General features: G+C 74.6%; 20 protein-coding genes. 14 read left to right on the top strand and 6 right to left on the bottom strand.

Features of this window, described 5'->3' with window-relative positions:
* The first annotated feature begins 1 nt into the window (after position 1).
* A complete protein-coding gene (locus ACIA8O_RS15315) occupies positions 2–238 on the top strand; it encodes a hypothetical protein (protein WP_396294239.1) in 237 nt (78 codons plus the stop codon).
* 77 nt (positions 239–315) lie between these two features.
* Here the strand turns inward: ACIA8O_RS15315 and ACIA8O_RS15310 are convergent, their stop codons facing one another.
* Both ACIA8O_RS15310 and ACIA8O_RS15305 read right to left on the bottom strand, forming a co-directional pair.
* Positions 316–891, bottom strand: coding sequence for an antibiotic biosynthesis monooxygenase (locus ACIA8O_RS15310; RefSeq protein ID WP_396294238.1), 576 nt, complete (start codon positions 889–891; stop codon positions 316–318).
* A gap of 123 nt (positions 892–1,014) precedes the next feature.
* The gene (locus tag ACIA8O_RS15305; protein ID WP_396294237.1) at positions 1,015–1,656 is read right to left on the bottom strand and encodes a DinB family protein; all 642 of its coding nucleotides are present in this window, start codon (positions 1,654–1,656) and stop codon (positions 1,015–1,017) included.
* Between the two features lie 235 nt (positions 1,657–1,891).
* On the opposite strand from ACIA8O_RS15305, the gene egtA reads away from it, so the two are divergent.
* From egtA to ACIA8O_RS15270, 7 genes are all read left to right on the top strand, one after another.
* A complete protein-coding gene (gene egtA, locus ACIA8O_RS15300; RefSeq protein ID WP_396294236.1) occupies positions 1,892–3,256 on the top strand; it encodes an ergothioneine biosynthesis glutamate--cysteine ligase EgtA in 1,365 nt (454 codons plus the stop codon).
* A complete protein-coding gene (gene egtB / locus ACIA8O_RS15295) occupies positions 3,250–4,599 on the top strand; it encodes an ergothioneine biosynthesis protein EgtB (protein WP_396294234.1) in 1,350 nt (449 codons plus the stop codon). The genes egtA and egtB overlap by 7 nt, the downstream gene beginning before the upstream one ends.
* Positions 4,599–5,345: an ergothioneine biosynthesis protein EgtC gene (gene egtC, locus ACIA8O_RS15290; protein WP_396294233.1), complete on the top strand. Its 747-nt coding sequence runs from the start codon at positions 4,599–4,601 to the stop codon at positions 5,343–5,345. Before egtB ends, egtC begins: the two co-directional genes overlap by 1 nt.
* Before the next feature lie 55 nt (positions 5,346–5,400).
* Positions 5,401–6,375 (top strand): L-histidine N(alpha)-methyltransferase, encoded by a 975-nt coding sequence (gene egtD, locus ACIA8O_RS15285; protein WP_396294232.1) that lies wholly within the window; start codon positions 5,401–5,403, stop codon positions 6,373–6,375.
* Positions 6,376–6,647: 272 nt separating this feature from the next.
* Complete coding sequence (locus ACIA8O_RS15280) at positions 6,648–7,751, top strand: nitric oxide synthase oxygenase (protein ID WP_396294265.1); 1,104 nt, start codon at positions 6,648–6,650, stop codon at positions 7,749–7,751.
* Between the two features lie 87 nt (positions 7,752–7,838).
* The gene (locus ACIA8O_RS15275; RefSeq protein WP_396294231.1) at positions 7,839–8,906 is read left to right on the top strand and encodes an RNA ligase (ATP); all 1,068 of its coding nucleotides are present in this window, start codon (positions 7,839–7,841) and stop codon (positions 8,904–8,906) included.
* A gap of 99 nt (positions 8,907–9,005) precedes the next feature.
* Positions 9,006–10,160, top strand: coding sequence for a phosphotransferase (locus tag ACIA8O_RS15270; protein WP_396294230.1), 1,155 nt, complete (start codon positions 9,006–9,008; stop codon positions 10,158–10,160).
* Between the two features lies 1 nt (position 10,161).
* Here ACIA8O_RS15270 and ACIA8O_RS15265 read toward each other — a convergent pair whose 3' ends face one another.
* Positions 10,162–10,800 carry a TetR/AcrR family transcriptional regulator gene (locus ACIA8O_RS15265; protein WP_396294229.1) on the bottom strand — a complete coding sequence of 213 codons (639 nt, stop codon included), beginning with the start codon at positions 10,798–10,800 and terminating at the stop codon, positions 10,162–10,164.
* A 146-nt stretch (positions 10,801–10,946) separates the two neighbouring features.
* Between ACIA8O_RS15265 and ACIA8O_RS15260 the strand changes: the two genes are divergently transcribed.
* The 4 genes from ACIA8O_RS15260 to ACIA8O_RS15245 all read left to right on the top strand — a co-directional run bounded on the left by ACIA8O_RS15260 (position 10,947) and on the right by ACIA8O_RS15245 (position 14,985).
* Complete coding sequence (locus tag ACIA8O_RS15260; RefSeq protein WP_396294228.1) at positions 10,947–12,095, top strand: acyl-CoA dehydrogenase family protein; 1,149 nt, start codon at positions 10,947–10,949, stop codon at positions 12,093–12,095.
* A gap of 47 nt (positions 12,096–12,142) precedes the next feature.
* Complete coding sequence (locus ACIA8O_RS15255) at positions 12,143–13,330, top strand: thiolase family protein (protein WP_396294227.1); 1,188 nt, start codon at positions 12,143–12,145, stop codon at positions 13,328–13,330.
* A 29-nt stretch (positions 13,331–13,359) separates the two neighbouring features.
* The gene (gene fabG / locus ACIA8O_RS15250; protein ID WP_396294226.1) at positions 13,360–14,118 is read left to right on the top strand and encodes a 3-oxoacyl-ACP reductase FabG; all 759 of its coding nucleotides are present in this window, start codon (positions 13,360–13,362) and stop codon (positions 14,116–14,118) included.
* Positions 14,119–14,346: 228 nt separating this feature from the next.
* Complete coding sequence (locus ACIA8O_RS15245; RefSeq protein ID WP_396294225.1) at positions 14,347–14,985, top strand: dihydrofolate reductase family protein; 639 nt, start codon at positions 14,347–14,349, stop codon at positions 14,983–14,985.
* 7 nt (positions 14,986–14,992) lie between these two features.
* Here the strand turns inward: ACIA8O_RS15245 and ACIA8O_RS15240 are convergent, their stop codons facing one another.
* The 3 genes from ACIA8O_RS15240 to ACIA8O_RS15230 form a co-directional block, all read right to left on the bottom strand.
* Complete coding sequence (locus tag ACIA8O_RS15240; protein WP_396294224.1) at positions 14,993–16,609, bottom strand: hypothetical protein; 1,617 nt, start codon at positions 16,607–16,609, stop codon at positions 14,993–14,995.
* 252 nt (positions 16,610–16,861) lie between these two features.
* Positions 16,862–17,653, bottom strand: coding sequence for an MBL fold metallo-hydrolase (locus ACIA8O_RS15235; protein WP_396294223.1), 792 nt, complete (start codon positions 17,651–17,653; stop codon positions 16,862–16,864).
* On the bottom strand, positions 17,653–18,177 hold the full coding sequence (locus ACIA8O_RS15230) for a GNAT family N-acetyltransferase (protein ID WP_396294222.1): 525 nt from the start codon (positions 18,175–18,177) through the stop codon (positions 17,653–17,655). The genes ACIA8O_RS15235 and ACIA8O_RS15230 overlap by 1 nt, the downstream gene beginning before the upstream one ends.
* Positions 18,178–18,276: 99 nt before the next feature.
* Here ACIA8O_RS15230 and ACIA8O_RS15225 point away from each other — a divergent pair, with 99 nt between their 5' ends.
* Entirely contained in the window at positions 18,277–18,756 is a 480-nt protein-coding gene (locus ACIA8O_RS15225) for a MarR family winged helix-turn-helix transcriptional regulator (RefSeq protein WP_396294221.1), read from the top strand.
* Positions 18,753–19,235 (top strand): MarR family transcriptional regulator, encoded by a 483-nt coding sequence (locus ACIA8O_RS15220; RefSeq protein WP_396294220.1) that lies wholly within the window; start codon positions 18,753–18,755, stop codon positions 19,233–19,235. The genes ACIA8O_RS15225 and ACIA8O_RS15220 overlap by 4 nt, the downstream gene beginning before the upstream one ends.
* The last annotated feature ends 5 nt before the right edge of the window (positions 19,236–19,240 follow it).

Genomic DNA, 19,240 nt, shown 5'->3' with positions numbered 1-19,240 from the left:
AATGGCGGAGCAGGACTGGGTCGCGGAACTGCGGCGGCTCTCCGGGCTCGGGATGGACATCGTCCGGATCGCCGAGCACATGCGGGACACCCACCCGGAGTTCCGGCAGCGCTCGATCGTGGCGCTGAACCACTACCGGGTGGCGTTCGACCTGTCGATCCGGCAGATGCAGGACATCGGCGGCTGGTACGAGGGCGGCCTGTCCGCCGAGCACCTGCGGCAGGAGATCCCGCTCTGACCGGAGCCGCCTGACCCGCACCGTCCCTGACGGCCCGTCGGTTCGCCGACGGGCCGTCAGGCTTTTCCGGGCGCCCGTCAGGCCGGGAAGATCCAGTGGCGCAGCGCCTTGGTGACCAGCGGGATGGCGACGTAGACCATCAGGAGGCAGATCACCGGGGCCAGCAGGACGGTGCGCAACAGCACCGGCAGGGCGGTGAGGTGGGGGACCAGGAAGAGGTTGACCACCGAGGTGATCGGGGCGATGGCCAGGGTGGAGACGACCCACATCTTCCAGCGCCGCGGCGGCTTGGGGCCGGCCGGGGCGGGGGCCGCGGTGGCGGCGAACCAACCGTCCACGCCGCGCAGCTCCTGCCGGCCGACCATCCGGTGGTAGCCCTCCTCCCGGCCCTTGGCCAGCAGGGCGACCCGGATCGGGGACTCCTGCCAGCTGCGGAAGGCGGCGGCGTCCTGGAAGTGCAGCAGCAGCCGCCAGGGGCCGTCCGCCTCGGCGGGCGGCAGCAGGCCGGTGCCGATGCTGCCGGGGTGGGTGCCGGCCGCCTCCAGGATGCCTCTGGCCCAGACCTTGAAGTCCTCCTCGTGCCCGGGGTCGACCTGCTCGGTGATGTACAGCGTGATCCGGTCGGGGTTCTCCTGCCGCGCCGTCGTGCCCACTGCTCCGGTCCTCCCTCGGCCCTGCGGGCCGCCTGATCCCCCGCTCCGGCCGTCGGATCGGCCGCGAACCTTTCCAGCATGGCCGTTCGGGTACCCCCGGTCTCCCCTTGAGCTGATGGTCCGTCAGGTCGCACTTGGTCCGGGCCCGTTCGGCTCCGCGTGGCCGGCCGCCTCGCGGGCCGCCGCCTCGACCCGGTCGTGGTGGGCGCGCCACCAGTCCTCGTCGCCCGGGGCCATCACGTCGCCGCCGGGCCGCAGGCCCACCGAGCCGTCGATCAGCTCGCGGATGATGTCGGCCTGGCCGAGGTGCCGGTGCAGTTCGGCCGTCACGTGCACCAGGACCCGGCGGAGCGTCAGCTCGCCGCGCCGCCCCCAGGGCACCCGGCCGACGGCCTCCAGGTCGAGCAGGGTGATGGTCTCGTCGGCGTGGGCGCGGACCGTGGCGTAGGCGTCCAGGATGTCCGCGCGGCTCTCGTCGGCCCTGGCCCAGAGGTCGGCGTTGGGCTCGGCGGCGTCGGCGACCCAGAGGCCGGGGGCCTCGACGGGGCGGCCGAAGGTCTCGCCGAAGTAGGCGGCCTCGGCGGCGCAGACGTGCTTGACCAGGCCGAGCAGATTGGTGCCGGTGCGGGTGACGGGGCGGCGCAGGTCGTACTCGGAGAGGCCGTCGACCTTCCAGAGCAGGGCCTCGCGGGCGTCCTGCAGGTAGAGGTGGAGATCGGCCTTGGTCGCGCTGTCGGTGCCGGTGGCGGCGTCGGATTCGCTCATGCGGGCCAGTCTGCCGCCGGGGCCGCGGGCGGGCTCCCGGTTTTCCGTTGGCCGGTTCCGTACGGGTGCTGGCGCGTTCGTTCCGATGTGGCCGGGAGTGCTGCGGTCGAAGTGACAATGAATGGAACAGGGTGTCGAATCAACGGCGCGAACAGGTGCTCCGTAGCAGACTGGGCAGGAGCTCCACGCCCGGGCACTCGCCCGGAGCGGCACGACCCTAGGAGACGTGATCCCGGTGACCCCGCTTCGCCCCGGCCTGACCGCCGTGCAGTCGGCGCCCGAGCAGCAGGCCGTCGAGACCCCGGAGCCGCTCAGCGAATCCGCCGCACTGAGCCATCTGAGCGGCATATGTTTCAAGATCGGACCGCCCGCGCTGGTCGGGGTGGAATCCGAGTGGTTCGTCCACGACGCCCTGGTCCCCACCGCACCGGTGGCCCCCTCCAGACTCGCGGAGGCGCTGGGCGCCCTGCCGGTCCACCAGGGGCCGGACGGTCCGCGGCTCCCCTCCGGCAGCGTCCTCACCCGTGAGCCGGGCGGGCAGGTCGAGCTCAGCTCCCCGCCCGCCGCCACCCCCGAGGACTGCGCCGACCTCCTGCTGGCCGACCAGGCCGTCCTGCGCACCACCTTCGCCGCCCACGGACTGCGGCTGACCGGCAGCGGCACCGACCCGCTGGAGCGCGAGCGCCGGATGGGGCTCGACCACCCGCGTTACCTGGCCATGGAGTGCCACTTCGAACGCGCCAATCCCTGGGGCCGGGTGATGATGACCGGCACCGCCTCCGCCCAGGTCTGCGTGGACGCCGGCACCGAGGACGGACCCCTCTCCCAGACCCGCCGCTGGCAGCTGCTCCACCTGCTCGGCCCCGTCCTGGTCGCCGCCTTCGCCAACTCCCCGCTGCTGGACGGCCTTTCGACCGGCCACCGGTCGACCCGCCAGCTGGTCTGGTCCCGGATGGACCCGACCCGCACCCTGGCCCCCGCCGTCGACGGCGACCCGCGCGAGCGCTGGGCCGAGTACGTGCTGGACGCCGAGGTGATCTGCGTGCGCCGCCCGGAGGGCCTGCCGTGGACCGCCCCGCCCGGCCTCACCTTCCGCGGCTGGCTGCGCGGCGAGGGCGAGCGCCCGGCCACCCTGGCCGACCTGGAGTACCACCGCACCACGCTCTTCCCGCCGGTCCGCCCGCGCGGGCACCTGGAGCTGCGGATGGTCGACGCCCAGCCCGGCGGCGGCTGGCAGGTGCCGCTCGCCCTGGTCTCCGCGCTGCTGGACGACCCGGACGCCGCCGACGCCGCCTTCGAGGCCCTGGAGCCGCTGGACGTCCCGGCCTACCGCGACCGGCTCCCCCCGCGCACCGAGCTCTGGTACCGCGCCGCCACCCTGGCGGTGGCCGACCCTCAGCTGAGACGGGCCGCGCTGGCCTGCTTCGCGCTGGCCGACCGGTCGCTGGCCCGGCGCGGCGCCCCGGCGGCCCGGCTGCGCACCGCGCTGGCCGACTTCGCCGAGCGGTACCCCGCCCGGGGCCGGTGCCCCGCCGACGACCAACTCGACGCCGTGCGCTCCGGCGCGCTCCCGCTCGCCCTGGAGGCTGCAGCATGCTGAACGAAGCCGTGGACCCGACCCTGGACGACGCCCGCGAGGCGGGCGGCGAGGCGCTGCGCGAGCGGATCGCCGCCGAGCTGCTCGCCGCCCGCGAGCGCACCGCCGGCCTCACCGCGCTGGAGGACCACGACCTGACGGCCCAGCACTCCCCGCTGATGTCGCCGCTGGTCTGGGACCTGGCGCACATCGGCAACCAGGAGGAGCTCTGGCTGCTGCGCAACATCGGCGGCCGGGACCCGATGCACCCCGAGATCGACCCGCTCTACGACGCCTTCGAGCACCCCCGCGCCGAGCGCCCCAAGCTGCCGCTGCTGCCGCCCGCCGAGGCCCGCGCCTACGCCCACGAGGTGCGCGGCCGGGCGCTCGACCTGCTGGCCGCCACCCCGCTGGACGGCCCCTCCCCGCTGCTGCGCGACGGCTTCGCCTTCGGCATGATCGTCCAGCACGAGCAGCAGCACGACGAGACCATGCTGATCACCCACCAGCTCCGCCGCGGCCCGGTGGCCCTCACCGCCCCCGAGCCGCCGGACACCCGGACCGGCCCGCTGCCGTCCGAAGTCCTGGTCCCCGCCGGGCCGTTCACCATGGGCACCGACACCGAGCCCTGGGCGCTGGACAACGAACGCCCGGCCCACCGGGTGGAGTTGGCCGCGTACCACCTGGACACCACCCCGGTCACCAACGGCGCCTACCAGCGCTTCATCGCCGACGGCGGCTACGACGACCCCCGCTGGTGGACCGCGGCGGGCTGGGAGCACCGGCAGCAGGCGGGGCTGACCGCGCCGCTGTTCTGGCGCCGCGAGGGCGGCGAGTGGCTGCGCCGCCGCTTCGGCGTCACCGAGCCGGTGCCGGCCGACGAGCCGGTGCTGCACGTCAGTTGGTACGAGGCGGACGCCTACGCCCGCTGGGCCGGGCGGCGCCTGCCGACCGAGGCCGAGTGGGAGAAGGCGGCCCGCTTCGACCCGGCCACCGGCCGCTCCCGCCGCTACCCCTGGGGCGACCAGGACCCGACCGCCGAGCTGGCCAACCTGGGCCAGCGCCACCTGCGGCCCGCCCCGGCCGGCAGCTACCCGGCGGGGCAGTCCCCCTACGGGGTGCGGCAGTTGATGGGCGACGTGTGGGAGTGGACGGCCAGCGATTTCCGGCCGTACCCGGGCTTCCGGGCCTGGCCGTACGAGGAGTACTCGGAGGTCTTCTTCGGGCCGGAGTACAAGGTGCTGCGCGGCGGCTGCTTCGCGGCCGCGCCGGTGGCCAGCCGGGGCACCTTCCGGAACTGGGACTACCCGATCCGGCGGCAGATCTTCTCCGGCTTCCGCACCGCCCGGGACGCGGAGCAGGGCTGATGTGCCGTCAACTGGCCTACCTGGGCCCACCGGTGGCGCTGCGCGAGCTGGTGGTCGACCCGCCGTCCGGCCTGTACCGCCAGTCCTGGGCACCCCGGCTCCAGCAGCACGGGACGATGAACGTGGACGGCTTCGGCATCGGCTGGTACGCCGAGGGCGACCCGGTGCCGGCCCGCTACCGGCGGTCCGGGCCGGTCTGGGCCGACGAGGGCTTCGCCGACCTGGCCCGGGTGGTCCGCTCGGGGGCGGTGCTGGCCGCCGTCCGCTCGGCCACCGAGGGCTGCGCGGCCGGGGAGCAGGCGGCGGCGCCGTTCGCCGCCGGGCCCTGGCTGTTCGCCCACAACGGGGTGCTGCCCGGCTGGCCCGAGCGGCTCGGCGGGCTGGCCGCGCTGCTGCCCCCGGCCGAGCTGCTCTCGCTCACCGCGCGCACCGACTCGGCCCTGGTCTGGGCCCTGGTGCTGAACCGGCTGCGCGCCGGGGCCGGACTGGGCGAGGCGCTCGCGGACACCGTCCGGGAGGTGGCCAAGCACACCGACGCCCGGCTCAACCTGCTGCTCACCGACGGCAGTTCGCTCGCCGCCACCGCCTGGGGCGACGACCTGCACCACCGCTCGGGGCCCGGCTCGGTACTGGTCGCCTCCGAGCCCGGCGACGACGCTCCGGGGTGGCGGCGGGTACCGGACCGCTCCCTGCTGCTGGCCACCGCCGAGGGCGTCACCGTCCGCCCGCTCGACCGCGCCGTCTGACTCACCCCCCTGAGACACGCCAAGCCGTACGAACGCCGCACGAAGGAGCACAGCCGTGAGGACCCACCAGCTGACCCGCCTGCTCGCCGCCGACCACTTCAGCCACGCGCTACGCCACGACGTGCGCCACGGTCTGACGGCCAGTCCGAAGACGCTGCCGCCGAAGTGGTTCTACGACGCACGGGGCAGCGAGCTGTTCGAGGACATCACCCGGCTGCCCGAGTACTACCCGACCCGGGCCGAGCGGGAGATCCTGACCGACCGCTCCGGCGAGATCGCCCTCGCCACCGGGGCCCGCACCCTGGTCGAACTCGGCTCGGGCGCCTCGGAGAAGACCCGGCTGCTGCTGGACGCGCTGCGCGAGCTGGGCTCGCTGCGGACCTACGTGCCGGTGGACGTCAGCGAGAGCGCGCTCACCGCGGCGGCCGAGTCGCTGACCGTGGACTACCCGGAGCTGACCACCCACGCGGTGGTCTCCGACTTCACCGAGCAGCTCGGCCTGCCGCCCGGCGGCGGCCCCCGCCTGGTGGTCTTCCTCGGCGGCACGCTGGGCAACTTCCTGCCCGCCGAGCGGCGGGTCTTCCTGAAGCGGCTGCGCGAGGCGATGGCCCCCGGCGACGCGCTGCTGCTCGGCACCGACCTGGTGAAGGACCGCGAGGTGCTGGTCCGCGCCTACGACGACGCGGCCGGGGTGACGGCGGCCTTCAACAAGAACGTGCTGCAGGTGGTCAACCGGGAGCTGGACGCCGACTTCGACCCGACGCTGTTCGAGCACGTGGCGCTCTGGGACGAGCGGGAGGAGTGGATCGAGATGCGGCTGCGCTCCCGGATCGCGCAGAGCGTGGAGATCGGCGGGCTCGGGCTGACGGTGCGGTTCGAGCGGGGCGAGGAGCTGCGCACCGAGGTGTCGGCGAAGTTCCGCCGCGAGGGCATCGAGGCGGAGCTGGCGGAGGCCGGTCTGGAGCTCTCGCAGTGGTGGACCGACCGGGCCGGGCGGTTCGGGCTCTCGCTCTCGTTCCCGCAGGGCTGAGGGGTCGCGGCCGCCTCCGCGCGCGCACTTTAGCGGGTCATCACACCGGCCGGGCGGGATTGCCGCACTCCGCCCGGCCGGTCCGGCACCTGGGCTTCCATGGCCGTGGGAGGTAGGTGTCCTTGATCTTCAGTCGGCTTCGTGCCCGCAGGCCCGCCGTCGCCACGGCCGCCGTCGCGACGGCCCTCGCGGCCCCGGCCCCGGGCTGTCCGTACTCCGGCGCCGCGGGGGCGGCGCAGCCCTCGTCGGCGGCCCCGCCCCCGGCCGCCCCGGTGCCCGCGCCGGACTCGCTCGCCGGGCAGGACTCGCTGGCCGGGCAGGCGGTGGACTTCGTCCGGCAGTTCCACCGGGAGCGGCCGGGCGGCGGCGACCCGGCGCCGAGGGTCCGTCAGGTGCTCGCCGAGATCGAACGGACCGGCACGTACGAGCACACCGCCGAGGAGCTGGCCTTCGGGGCCCGGCTGGCCTGGCGGAACTCGGCCCGCTGCATCGGGCGGCTGTACTGGCGCAGCCTGGTGGTCCGCGACCGGCGGCAGGTGGACGCCCCCGACGACCTGGCCGCCGAGTGCTTCGAGCACCTGCGGGCGGCCACCAACGGCGGGCGGATCCGCCCGGTGATCACCGTCTTCGCCCCGGACCGGCCGGGCCGTCCCGGGCCGCGGATCGTCAACCACCAGCTGGTCCGCTACGCCGGGCACACCACCGAGGAGGGCGCCCTGGTCGGCGACCCCGCGGGGGCCGAACTGACCGCGCTGGCCCGGGAGTCGGGCTGGAAGGGCGGCGAGGAGCGGTTCGAGGTGCTGCCGCTGATGGTCCGCCGGCGCCCCGGCGAGGCCCCGCACTGGTACGAGGTGCCCGAGGACGCGGTGCTGGAGGTGGAGCTGAGCCACCCCGAGCACGCCTGGTTCGCCGAGCTGGGGCTGCGCTGGTACGCCGTCCCGGCGATCAGCGACATGACGCTGGAGATCGGCGGCATCCGCTACCCGGCGGCCCCGTTCAACGGCTGGTACATGGGCACCGAGATCGGCGCCCGCAACCTGGCCGACGCCAACCGCTACCACCAACTCCCGGAGGTGGCACGGCGGTTGGGCCTGGACACCTCCTCGGAGCGGACCCTCTGGCGGGACCGGGCACTGGTGGAGCTGAACGTCGCGGTGCTGCACTCCTTCCAGGAGGCGGGCGTCACCATCGCCGACCACCACACCGAGTCGGAGCGCTTCCTCCGGCACATCGCCCAGGAGGAGCGGCTGGGCCGTCCGACCCCGGCGGACTGGAGCTGGATCGTCCCCCCGGTCTCCGGCGGGCTGACCCCGGTCTACCACCGCTACTACGACCCGGTGGACCCGGACCTGCGGCCGGCCTTCCTGCCCCGCTGAGCCGGCCCGTCGTCGGAAAACCGATCGCGCTCGGCATGCCGTTCCGGCCAGAGTGGGCGTCGTCCACTCAACGGGGGAGGTACCGACATGTCGACATTGCGCGTGACGGTCGAACGACTGACCGTCCTGACCCATCCGAACGCCGACGCCTTGGAGCTGGCCCAGGTCGGCCTCTACCGGGCCGTGGTGGCCAAGGGCGCCTACCGGACCGGCGAACTGGCCGTCTACATCCCGGAGCAGGCCGTGCTGCCCGCCGCCCTGATCGAGGAGTTCGGCCTGACCGGACGCCTCGCCGGGAGCAACCACGACCGGGTCAAGGCCGTCCGGCTGCGCGGCGAGCTCTCCCAGGGCATCGTCTGCCGCCCGGCCGCCATCTCCGAGGCCGAGCTGGCGGAGGCCGAGGCCGAGGGGGCGGACCTGTCCGAGCGCCTCGGCATCACCAAGTGGGTGCCGCCGATCCCGGTCGGCATGAGCGGCGACGTGGAGTCCGCCCCGGAGCTGCTGCCCTGGGTGGACATCGAGAACCTCAAGCGCTTCCCGGACGTCTTCGAGCCGGGCGAGCAGGTGGTGGTCACCGAGAAGCTGCACGGCACCTGCTGCCTGCTCACCCTGCACGCTGGCACCGGCGCCGTCCAGGTCTCCTCCAAGGGCATCGGCGCCCAGGGGCTGGCCCTCAAGGAGGACGGCTCCAACCTCTACTGGCGCACCGTCAGGGCGCACGGCGTCCCGGAGGTGGCCGCCCGGCTCGCCGAGCGGCTCGGGGCCTCCCGGGTCGGCGTCTTCGGCGAGGTCTTCGGCACCGGCGTGCAGGACCTCGGCTACGGGGAGTCCGGCCGCACCGAGCTGCCCGGGTACGCCGTCTTCGCCCTCTCGGCCGAGATCGACGGACAGCTGCGCTGGCTGGACGCGGCCGAACTCCTCGAGAAGGAGCTGCCGTTGGTGCCCGAGCTGTGGCGCGGGCCGTTCGACACCGAGACGGTGCTGGCGCTGGCCGAAGGGCGGGAGACCGTCTCCGGGCGGGAGCTGCACATCCGCGAGGGCGTGGTGGTCCGGCCACTGGTCGAGCGCTACAGCCCGGTGACCGGCGGGCGGGCCGTCGCCAAGGTGGTCAGCGGCGCCTACCTGACTCGCAAGGGCGGCACCGAGTACGAGTGACCGGCCCGCGCCCTCGACCGGCCCCGCGCCGCTTCTGACCGGCCCCGCCCGCCCGAAAAGCACTTGCCTCGGTGATCAACTCTCGCCAGACTGCCGCGCGTGACAGAGCGCAGCGTGACGGTGTTGGTGACGTACCAGGGCGAGACCCTCGGGCAGGTGGGGCCGTTCCCGGTGACCCACCCCCGCTGGCAGCAGACCGGCGAGGTGGCCGGGGCCGCCGAGCGGCTGCTCGGCGTGCCGGTGCTGGTGCTGCGTCTGCTCGCGCACGGCGGCACCGGCGGGGTCGGGGGTGAAGTCGCTTACCACGTCGAGGCCTTGGCGCGGCCGGCGGTCACGCTGGAGCCCACCGCGCTGGAGGTCGGCGAGGACCCGCTGCGGGCCCTCTGGGCCACCCCGGACGGGCTGCGGGCGGCGCTCGACTGGGCCGCCGAGCGGGCCGGGGCGACCGGGCCCGCCGTCCAGGTGAAGAGCTGGAACCTCTCCGGGCTCTACCGGCTGCCGGTCGGCGAGGGCTCCGCCTGGCTGAAGACCACTCCCCCGTTCGCGGTGGACGAGGCCCTGGTGATCCGTCACCTCGGCTCGGTGGCACCGGAGTCGGTCCCGGTGGTGCTGGCCGCCGAGCCGGGACGGCTGCTGCTCGGGGACGCCCCCGGGGTGGACTGCTGGGGCCTGCCGGAGGACGGCATGCTCGCGGCGGTGCCCCAGCTGGTCGCGGCCCAGGCCGCTCTGGCGGGCAAGGTCGGCGATCTGCCGGACCGCACTCCGCGCGCCCTGCTGACCGCCTTCGCCGAGCTGCTGCCCCGGCTCACCGGCCTGACGCCCGAGGAGCGCGCCGCCGCCGACCGGCTGCTGGCCGAACTCCCTTCCATCATCGCCGAGTTGTCCGCCTGCGGACTGCCCGAGACACTGGTGCACGGTGACTTCCACCCGGGCAACTGGCGGTTCGACGGCGAGCGCACCACCCTGATCGACTTCTCCGACAGCTACCTCGGCCACCCGGCGGTGGACGGGCTGCGCCCGCGCGACTTCCTGAGCGAGGAGCGCTGGGAGACCGTCCGCCGCCTGTGGACCGAGGCCTGGACCGCACACGCCCCGGGCTCCGACCCGGCCCGCGCCCTGGAACTGGCCGAGCCGCTGGTGCACCTCGGCTACGCCGTCCGCTACCAGGAGTTCCTGGACGGCATCGAGGCCACCGAGCGGGTCTACCACGCCAGCGACCCGGAGTCCGAGGTCCGGGCGGCGATCGCCCGCTGACTCAACTTCCCTGCACGGTGCGGGCGTAGCGCAGCTCCAGGCCGTCGAGCAGGGCCTCCAGGCCGGTCTCGAAGGCGCCCTCGTCGATCCGGCGGCGGTGCTCGGCCAGCTTGTGGGCCTCGCCGAGGTGGGGGTACTCCTCGCCGTAGAGGGCGGCGTCCTCGGGGAAGCCGCCGGCGAAGGAGCCGAGCGCCGAACCGGTGATGAAGTAGCGCATCAGCGCGCCGATCCGGGTGGCCTGACCGCGCGGCCACCCGGCCTCGACCAGGCAGCCGAAGACGGCGTCGGCCAGGCGCAGCGCGTTCGGCCGCCGGCCGGGGCCCTGGGCCAGCACCGGCACCACGTTGGGGTGGGCGGCCAGCGCCGCCCGGTAGGAGCGGGCCCAGTCGCGCAGCGCCGTGCGCCAGTCGGCCGGCTCCCGGAACATCGACAAGTCGACCTCGCCCATCACGCCGTCCACCACCGCGTCCAGCAGCTCGTCCTTGGTGGCGAAGTGGTTGTAGAGCGACGGGCCGCTGACCGAGAGCTCGGTGGCCAGGCGCCGGGTGGAGAGCGCGGCCAGCCCCTCGGCGTCGACCAGGGCGAGCGCGGCCCCGACGATCCGCTCGCGGCTGAGCAGGGGTGTGCGCGGGCGGGCCATGGCTGCTTCCTCCGGTCGGGTGGCGGTGCTCCCAGTCTTCCAGGCGGGGTCTTCCCACCCTTGCGGGGCCGGGCTACAGTCGATTAAAACTTGCACCGCTAGTTTTGACCACCTCCCACCCGCGTAGCCGACCGCCGAGGACCGCCATGAACCTGGAGCTCTCCGAGGAGCAGGCCGCCGTCCGCGAGCTCGCCGCCGAGTTCACCGACCGCGAGATCGTCCCGCACGCCGCCGACTGGGACCGCGCAGAGTCGGTCGACCGGGCGGTCATCGGCAAGCTGGGCAAGGTCGGCTTCCTCGGCCTGACCATCCCCGAGGAGTACGGCGGCAGCGGCGGCGACCACCTGGCGTACTGCCTGGTGCTGGAGGAGCTCGGCCGGGGCGACTCCTCGGTGCGCGGGATCGTCTCGGTCTCGCTCGGTTTGGTCGCCAAGTCGGTCAACGGCTTCGGCACCGAGGAGCAGAAGCGCCACTGGCTGCCCCGGCTCACCTCCGGCGAGGCGCTCGCCTGCTTCGCCCTCACCGAGCCCGGCACCGGGTCCGACGCCGCCAACCTCAGCACCAAGGCCGTCCGGGACGGCGACCACTGGCTGATCACCGGCGCCAAGACCTTCATCACCAACGGCACCTGGGCCGACGTCGCCCTGGTCTTCGCCCGCACCGGCGGGGCGGGCCACCGGGGCATCACCGCCTTCCTGGTGCCCACCGACACCCCCGGCTTCCAACGCCGGGAGATCCACGGCAAGTTGGGCCTGCGCGGCCAGGCCACCGCCGAGCTGACCTTCGACGCCGTCCGGGTGCCGGACTCGGCCCGGCTCGGCCCGGAGGGCAAGGGCTTCACCGTCGCGATGGCCGCCCTGGCCAAGGGCCGGATGTCGGTGGCGGCCGGCTGCGTCGGCATCGCCCGGGCCTGCCTGGACGCCGCCGTCCGCTACGCCACCGAGCGCGAGCAGTTCGGGAAGCCCATCGCCTCCTACCAGTTGGTGCAGGAGATGCTGGCCGACATCTCGGTGGAGCTGGAGGCGGCCCGGCTGCTCACCTGGCGGGTGGCCGACCTGATCGACCGGGGCCTGCCGTTCGCCACCGAGTCCTCCACCGCCAAGCTCTTCGCCAGTGAGGCCGCCGTCAAGGCCGCCAACAACGCCCTCCAGGTGTTCGGCGGTTACGGCTTCATCGACGAGTACCCGGTCGGCAAGTACCTGCGCGACGCCCGGGTGATGACCCTCTACGAGGGCACCAGCCAGATCCAGAAGTTGCTCATCGGGCGTGCGCTCACCGGCGTCAACGCCTTCTGACACCCCCTGAAACCCACCCTCCCCCTGAGTAGTTGAGGAGCCCCACCGTGCGTCCCGTCTACTTCGCAGCCGCCCGCCGCACCCCGATCGGGCGGCTGCGCGGCGCGCTCTCCACCGTCCGGCCGGACGACCTCTCGGCCCTGGTGCTGCGCGGACTGCTCGACGAGGTACCGCAGTTGGACCCCGCCCGGATCGACGACGTCTACTGGGGCGCCGCCAACCAGGCCGGCGAGGACAACCGCAACAACGCCCGGATGGCCGTCCTGCTGGCCGGCCTGCCCGACACCGTCCCCGGCGCCACCGTCAACCGGCTCTGCGCCTCCGGCATGGAGGCCGTCACCAACGCCGCCCGGGCCATCGGCTCCGGCGAGGCCGAGGTGGTGCTGGCCGGCGGCTGCGAGTCGATGAGCCGCGCCCCCTTCGTGCTGCCCCGCCCCGACGAGGCCCTCCCGCACCGGATGGAGACCTTCGACACCCGGCTCGGCTGGCGGCTCACCAACCCGAAGATGCACGAGCTGCACGGCGTGCTCTCGATGGGCGAGACCGCCGAGGAGGTGGCGCAGCGGTACGGCGTCTCCCGCGAGGACCAGGACGCCTTCGCCCTGCGCAGCCACCAGCGGGCCGCCGCCGCCCGCAAGGACGGCCTGTTCGACGCCGAGCTGCTGCCCGTCCTGCGCGCCGACGGCGTGACGGTCACCCAGGACGAGTCCATCCGCGAGGACACCACCCTGGAGCGGCTGGCCGCCCTCAAGCCGGTCTTCCGCCCCGGCGGCACCGTCACCGCGGGCAACGCCTCCCCGATGAACGACGGCGCCTCCGGGCTGCTCCTGGTCAGCGAGGAGGCCCTCGCCGACCTCGGCCTGGAGCCGCTCGGCCGCTACGTCGCCGGCGCCTCCGCCGGGGTCCACCCCGACGTGATGGGCATCGGCCCCGTCCCCGCCACCCGCAAGGTGCTGGCCCGCACCGGCTGGCGGCTGGAGGACGTCCAGGAGGCCGAGTTCAACGAGGCCTTCGCGGCCCAGGCGCTCGCCAGCGTCCGGGAGTTGGGCATCGACCCGGAGCTGGTCAACCCGACCGGCGGCGCCATCGCACTCGGCCACCCGCTGGGCAGCTCCGGCGCCCGCATCCTCACCACCCTGCTGCACCGGATGCGGCGCACCGGCAGCCGGCGGGGCCTGGCCACCATGTGCGTCGGGGTCGGGCAGGGCAGCGCCGTACTGGTCGAGCAGGTCTGAGCAAGGTCCGGAAGGTCTGAGGAGTCATCATGAGTCGTTTCACCGGAAAGATCGCCGTCGTCACCGGGGCCGCCCAGGGCATCGGTGCCGCCACCGCCCTCCGGCTGGCCGAGGAGGGCGCCACCGTCGCCGTCCTCGACCTCACCGCCGAGCGGGCCCAGGGCACCGTGGACGCCATCACCGCCAAGGGCGGCACCGCGCGCGCCTACGGCTGCGACGTGGCCGACTACGACGCGGTCGAGCGCGTGTTCGCCACCGTGGTCGAGGAGTTGGGCGCGCTGCACATCCTGGTCAACAACGCCGGGATCACCCGGGACAACCTCTTCTTCAAGATGCCGAAGAGCGACTGGGACGCCGTCCTGACGGTCAACCTGACCAGCGCCTACAACTGCAGCCACGTGGCGCAGGCCTACATGTGCAAGCAGAAGTACGGCAAGATCGTCTCGCTCAGCTCGCGCTCCGCCCTCGGCAACCGCGGCCAGGCCAACTACGCCGCCGCCAAGGCCGGCATCCAGGGCCTCACCGCCACCCTGGCCATCGAACTCGGCCCCTTCAACGTCAACGTCAACGCCGTCGCCCCCGGCTACATCGCCACCTCCATGACCGCCGCCACCGCCGAACGCGTCGGCGCCACCGCCGAGGAGCACCAGGCCCTCGCCGCCGAACGCACCCCCCTCCGCCGCGTCGGCCTCCCCGAGGAGGTCGCCGCCGTCGTCGCCTTCCTCGCCAGCGAGGACGCCGCCTACGTCAGCGGCCAGACCCTCTACGTCAACGGCGGCGCGCGCTGAGGGCAGGCGCCCGGTAGGGCAGCACCTCGGGGCCGAAGGCCCCAGGGGCGCGAGGAACTGCGCGAGTCGGAAGGCGGCTCACCTGCAACTGAGGGCACGTCAGCCAGTTGCAGGTGCTGCCGTTCCCCTGCGCGCCCACGCGGCGGAGCCGCAGATCAGCAGAGCCCCGCGCCCCCGGCATCACGTTCTAGGGCGCCCCCGGTGTGACCTGGGTCATATGGTGGATCCATGGGCCTCATCGAGATCGAGATGTTCGCGACCCTCGACCTGGTCGGGCAGGCGCCCGGCGGGCCGGAGGAGGACCCCGTCGGGTTTCCGTTCGGCGGCTGGCAGGCGCCGTTGCTGGACGAGGCGACCGGGGCGCAGATCATGGCCGCGTACCGGGACACCGACGCGCTGCTGCTCGGCCGGCGGACGTACGACATCTTCGCCGCGTACTGGCCGCACCAGGAGAGCGGCCAGGACGACGAGATCGCCGCGCTCTTCAACCGCGTCCCGAAGTACGTCGCCTCCCGCGGCACCCCGGACCTGCCCTGGGCGGGGTCGGTGCGGCTCGGGCCGGACCTGGCCGCGGCCGTCCGCGAGGTCCGCGAGCGGCACGAGCACATCAAGGTGGTCGGGAGCCTGGACCTCGTCCAGAGCCTGCTGCGCGAGAGGCTCTTCGACCGGCTGGACCTCTGGGTGCACCCGATCGTCCTCGGCGTCGGCAAGAAGGTCTTCGGCGACGGCACGGTGCCGAGCAACCTCACCCTCCTCGAACCCCCGGCCGTCGGCTCCAAGGGCACCGTCCTGCTCCGCTACGGCCTCGCCGACGGCGTCCCGCGGACCGGCGACATGAGCCTCCCGGACCGCGGCCTCTCCGGCTGACGCCCTCTCAGCCGGTGGCGGCGAGCTGCTTCAAGTAGCGTTCGGCGGCGCGGAGTTTGCGGCCGTCGGGGCCGGGGAGGTGGGCGCGGAGCTCGATGATCTCGGGGGCCATCCGGATGGCTTCGGCGCGGTCGGTGACGGCGCGCCAGCAGGCCTCGGCGTTGGTGGCGATCTGCTGGGTCTCGGGGTCCTCGGGGCCGCGTTCGCGCAGCAGGACCAGGGCCACCTCGCGGTAGAGCTCGGCGGCCTCGGCGGGGCGGCCGGCGAGGCGGGCGATGTGGGCCCGGACCTGGCGGAGCTGGAGGCTCTCGGGGGCGTTGGGGCCGTGCAGGGCGAGGGTGGTGCGCTCCAGGTCGAGGGCGAGTTCGGCGGCGGTGTCGTGCTCACCGGCCTCGGCGCTGCGGACGATCCGGCCGATCGCCTCCCGGTAGTCCGCGGTGGGAACGGCAGGAGCGGGGGCGGGGGCGGGCACGGGGGCGGCCGGCTTGTAGAGGGAGACCACCGGGCGGTCGGCGGCGGGAGCGGCAGGCGTGACGGGGGCGGCGGGCCGGGTGTCCGTCAGCGGGCCGCCCTTGCGCAGCGAGACCGGCGGGCCGACCCGGCGCGGGGTCGGCGGGACGCCCGGCTTGAGGAGGGAGACGCCCTCGCCGGGGAGGGTCTTGGCGAGCGGCACGCGCGGCGGGGCGGCGGGCCGGGCGGCGGGGCGGCGGGTGGGCGGCTTGGGGAGGACCGCGGCGGGGCGGGGCAGGTCCTGGTAGGTGGGGACGGCCTCGCCGATCTGGCGGGAGGTGTTGCGGAAGAACGGCCGCTCGGTGGGGTGCGAGTGCAGGATGATCGAGTCGTGCCGGACCACCGAGTGGACCTGCTCGCGCAGGAGTTCGGGCGGCAGCAGGGCCGGGCCGCCGGGGCGGCCGCGGTGCAGCACCTCGATCAGGGCGCGGGAGAAGGTGCCGATCTGCTCCGGGTCCGGGCTGACCACGGCCCAGAGCGGGATGCCGTCGGCCAGCGGGGAGATCGCGCTCTGCACCAGCGGCCAGGCGGCCTGGTCGGCGCTGAGGTCGGCGATCACCAGGGTGGGGAGGTCGCCCCGGTGCTGGAGTTCGGCGGCCAGGGCCTGCCAGGGCAGGCCGTCCTGGCGGACGGTGGCGGGCTTGGAGTCACGGAGCGTCAGGTAGAGGTGCTCGCCCCGGCGGTCGGTGACCAGGTGGCCGCCGAGGTGGATGAGGAGCGGGCCGGGGTGCAGGGCGGCGGCGCGCAGGTGGGCCAGCACGCTCTGCGGGTCGGTCGCGCCGGGGAGGTGGATGGCGTCCACGGACTCGGCGGCGAGCAGGGTCTGCGGGGCGACGGCGGCCAGCATGGCGGAGAGCACCTGGGCGTGGGAGCCGGCGCCGCGCCCCCAGGAGCGGCGGCCGGCGGTGCCGTAGCCGCCCTCGATCACCAGGATGCGGCCCCGGGCGCCGTCACCGACGGTCTGCGTGGCGGGTTTCGGGGCGGCCGGGGCGGTGGCCATCGCGGGTCCGGTGACCTTGACGGCCGGGATGGTGCCGGTCCAGCCGGTCGAGAAGCCGTCGGCCTGCGCGGCCGCTCCGCCCGGCCACAGGCTGCCCGTCGTCAGGTCCGCCACCGCAGGTCACCCGTCCCCAACTGCCGCCCGCGCGCGACGCCACGCCGTGGTGCCCGCCACCACGTCCTCGCCACCTTACGATGCCCGCGCCCGGCTCAGCCAGGGAGGGACTCCCCGGCCGAACGGGCGCGCGAAGCCGCCACCGCTCGCGGCCGCGCCTGACGGCCGGTCAGTGCCCCGTCCTGCCGGACGGCCGTCCGCCCCGGCCCGGCCCGCGCGCCGCGGTGGGCCCGGGCCCCGCCCTCCGGGTGCTCACCGGACCCGGCTGAACGGGTCGGCGAAGTGGGCGGTGGCCAACAGGCCGTCCGCCTCGGCGAGTTCGGCCAGCAGGCGGGTGCGGGTGGCGGTGGCGGCGGGCTGGTCCTCGTCGTAGAGGTAGCCGGCGGCGGGGTCGGTGAGCTGGACGGGGTGGAGCACCACGTCGCCGGCGACGACGAGTTGGCGCTCGCCCACGGCGAGGCTCTGGTGGCCGGGGGTGTGGCCCGGGGTGGGGAGGAGGGCCAGTTCGGGGGTGAGCCGGAGCGGGCCGGGGACAGCGTCCAGGCAGCCGCCGGCGGTGAGCGGGTCGACCACGGCGGCCAGCATCGGCGAGCCGGTGGCGCGCAGCCAGTCCACCTCCCGTTGCTGGACCAGGTAGCGGGCGTTCGGGAAGGCCGGGGTGGTGCCGTCGGCCGCCAGGCTGCCGCTGGCGTGGTCGCTGTGCAGGTGGGTCAGGACCACGGTGTCCACCTCCTCCGGCCGGGTGCCGGCGGCGGCCAGTTCGGCGGCCAGCCGCCCGGGGACGGGGGCCCAGCTCGCGGCCGGGGAGTCCTCGCCGCCGAGGCAGGTGTCGACCAGGACGGTGCGGCCGCCGGGGGTGCGCAGCAGGTAGCTGTGGAAGTGCAGGGTCCACGGTGCGGTCCGGTCGTGCCGCTGCCAGACCGGGTGGTCCGGGCCGCCGAAGAGTTCGTCCAGCGGGCGGGCGATCTGATGGCCCATCGGGCCGACCGCGTCGCAGAGCGGGACGATCTCGACCCCGGCCCGGACCACGGCGGGGTGCGGCATCAGGGGCGCCACTCGTCGGCGAGCAGGCCGAGCACCAGCTCGTCGTGGAAGCCGCCGTCCACCCAGGCGTTGCGGCGCAGCAGGCCCTCGCGGACGAAGCCGTTGCGCTCGGCGGCGGCGATCATGCCGTGGTTGTCGGCCAGGGTCTCCACCTGGAGCCGCTGGAAGCCCCGGACCCGGAAGCCGTAGTGGCACATCACCCCGACCGCCTCGGCCCCGTACCCCTTGCCCCGGTGGGCCGGCAGCACGGCCAGCCCGAGGTGGGCGAGCCGGTTGTGCTGGTCGATCCCCCAGACGATGGCCTCGCCGAGCACCTCACCGCTCTCCAGGCCGACCACGGTGAAGGGGGCGTGCCCCTCGGAGGACTCCCCCACCGAGAACACCGAGTTGGCGGCCGGCGTCGGCTGCCACGGCCGGGTGTCCGCCTTCGACCGGGTGACCACGTCGTTGTACAGCTCCTCGTGCAGCACCGGCACGTCGGACTCGATCCGGGCCCGCAGGCCGATCCGCTCTCCACGCAACATGCTCGGCGTTCTACCGTCCCGGCGGAGCGCGGGGCAACCGGATTAGGCCTCCCTGGAAAACAGTAGCCATGGACATAGTAGCCATGTACCGTATTGGCCATGAGCTCAGCAGCACACGAGAAGGCCACCGCCGGGTTCCTGGTGTGGCGCCTGTCGACGAAGTGGCGCACGGCGGTGGACCGCGCGGTCGCACCACTGGGGCTGACGCACGCCCAGTACGCGGTGATGGCCTCGCTGTACGCGATGGACCGGGACGGGCGGCAGCCGAACCAGCGTCAGCTCGCCGACCACACCGGGCTGGAGGCGCTGTACGTCTCCAAGCTGGCCCGGGCCCTGGAGGACGCCGGGCTGCTCGACCGGAGCAGGGACCCGGCGGACCCGCGGGCGATGCGGCTGGCGCTCACCGGGCCGGGCCGGGAGGTGACCGGGCGGGCGATCCGGGTGGTCCAGGAGCTGCTGGAGCAGCTGTTGGCGCCGCTCGGGGGCCAGGGCGGCCCGCGCGCCCGGGAGTTCACCCGCGAACTGGCCCTGCTGCTGGACGTACCGCTCGAACCGCAGACCGAGAAGGAGCCGTCATGACCGACACCGCCACCACTCCCGTCGCCACCCCCTCCACCACTCCCGTCGCCGACGCCCGCATGCTGGCCCTCGCGCACTACGCCGCCCGCGCCGTCCTGGAGGGCGTGCTGGAGCGGCACGGCGCCACCTTCCAGCAGAGCGTCACCCTGCGGGTGGCCGCCGTGGCGGGCGGCAGCGTCACCCGCGAGCACCTCACCGCCGAGGTGACCGGCTCACTGAAGGCCACCCCGGCCGAAGTGGCAGCTGTCATCGGCGAGTTGACCTCCGCCGGACTGCTGGCGCCGGACCCGTCGGAGGACGGCCCGCTGCACCTCACCCCGGCCGGTCGCACGCTGTACGACACCGCCTCGGCCGAGTCGGCCGCGATCTCGGCCCGCGTCTGGGGCGGCATCCCGGCCGAGGACCTGGCGGCGGCCGGCCGCGTCCTCACCCTGGTCGCCGCCCGGGCCAACGCGGAACTGGCCCGGCAGCGGCCCTGACGGCG

Source organism: Kitasatospora sp. NPDC051853 (genome assembly GCF_044452665.1).
In the GTDB taxonomy this organism is placed as follows: Bacteria; Actinomycetota; Actinomycetes; order Streptomycetales; family Streptomycetaceae; genus Kitasatospora.
This window is presented reverse-complemented; position numbering and strand designations above follow the sequence as displayed.

What these genes read in the sequence shown, in the direction of transcription:
- ACIA8O_RS15315 (WP_396294239.1), top strand. Translation starts at nt 2, where the DNA reads ATGGCGGAGCAGGACTGGGTCGCGGAACTGCGGCGGCTCTCCGGGCTC.
- ACIA8O_RS15305 (WP_396294237.1), bottom strand. Translation starts at nt 1,656, where the DNA reads ATGAGCGAATCCGACGCCGCCACCGGCACCGACAGCGCGACCAAGGCC.
- egtB (WP_396294234.1), top strand. Translation starts at nt 3,250, where the DNA reads ATGCTGAACGAAGCCGTGGACCCGACCCTGGACGACGCCCGCGAGGCG.
- egtC (WP_396294233.1), top strand. Translation starts at nt 4,599, where the DNA reads ATGTGCCGTCAACTGGCCTACCTGGGCCCACCGGTGGCGCTGCGCGAG.
- ACIA8O_RS15275 (WP_396294231.1), top strand. Translation starts at nt 7,839, where the DNA reads ATGTCGACATTGCGCGTGACGGTCGAACGACTGACCGTCCTGACCCAT.
- ACIA8O_RS15265 (WP_396294229.1), bottom strand. Translation starts at nt 10,800, where the DNA reads ATGGCCCGCCCGCGCACACCCCTGCTCAGCCGCGAGCGGATCGTCGGG.
- ACIA8O_RS15260 (WP_396294228.1), top strand. Translation starts at nt 10,947, where the DNA reads ATGAACCTGGAGCTCTCCGAGGAGCAGGCCGCCGTCCGCGAGCTCGCC.
- fabG (WP_396294226.1), top strand. Translation starts at nt 13,360, where the DNA reads ATGAGTCGTTTCACCGGAAAGATCGCCGTCGTCACCGGGGCCGCCCAG.
- ACIA8O_RS15245 (WP_396294225.1), top strand. Translation starts at nt 14,347, where the DNA reads ATGGGCCTCATCGAGATCGAGATGTTCGCGACCCTCGACCTGGTCGGG.
- ACIA8O_RS15235 (WP_396294223.1), bottom strand. Translation starts at nt 17,653, where the DNA reads ATGCCGCACCCCGCCGTGGTCCGGGCCGGGGTCGAGATCGTCCCGCTC.
- ACIA8O_RS15230 (WP_396294222.1), bottom strand. Translation starts at nt 18,177, where the DNA reads ATGTTGCGTGGAGAGCGGATCGGCCTGCGGGCCCGGATCGAGTCCGAC.
- ACIA8O_RS15225 (WP_396294221.1), top strand. Translation starts at nt 18,277, where the DNA reads ATGAGCTCAGCAGCACACGAGAAGGCCACCGCCGGGTTCCTGGTGTGG.
- ACIA8O_RS15220 (WP_396294220.1), top strand. Translation starts at nt 18,753, where the DNA reads ATGACCGACACCGCCACCACTCCCGTCGCCACCCCCTCCACCACTCCC.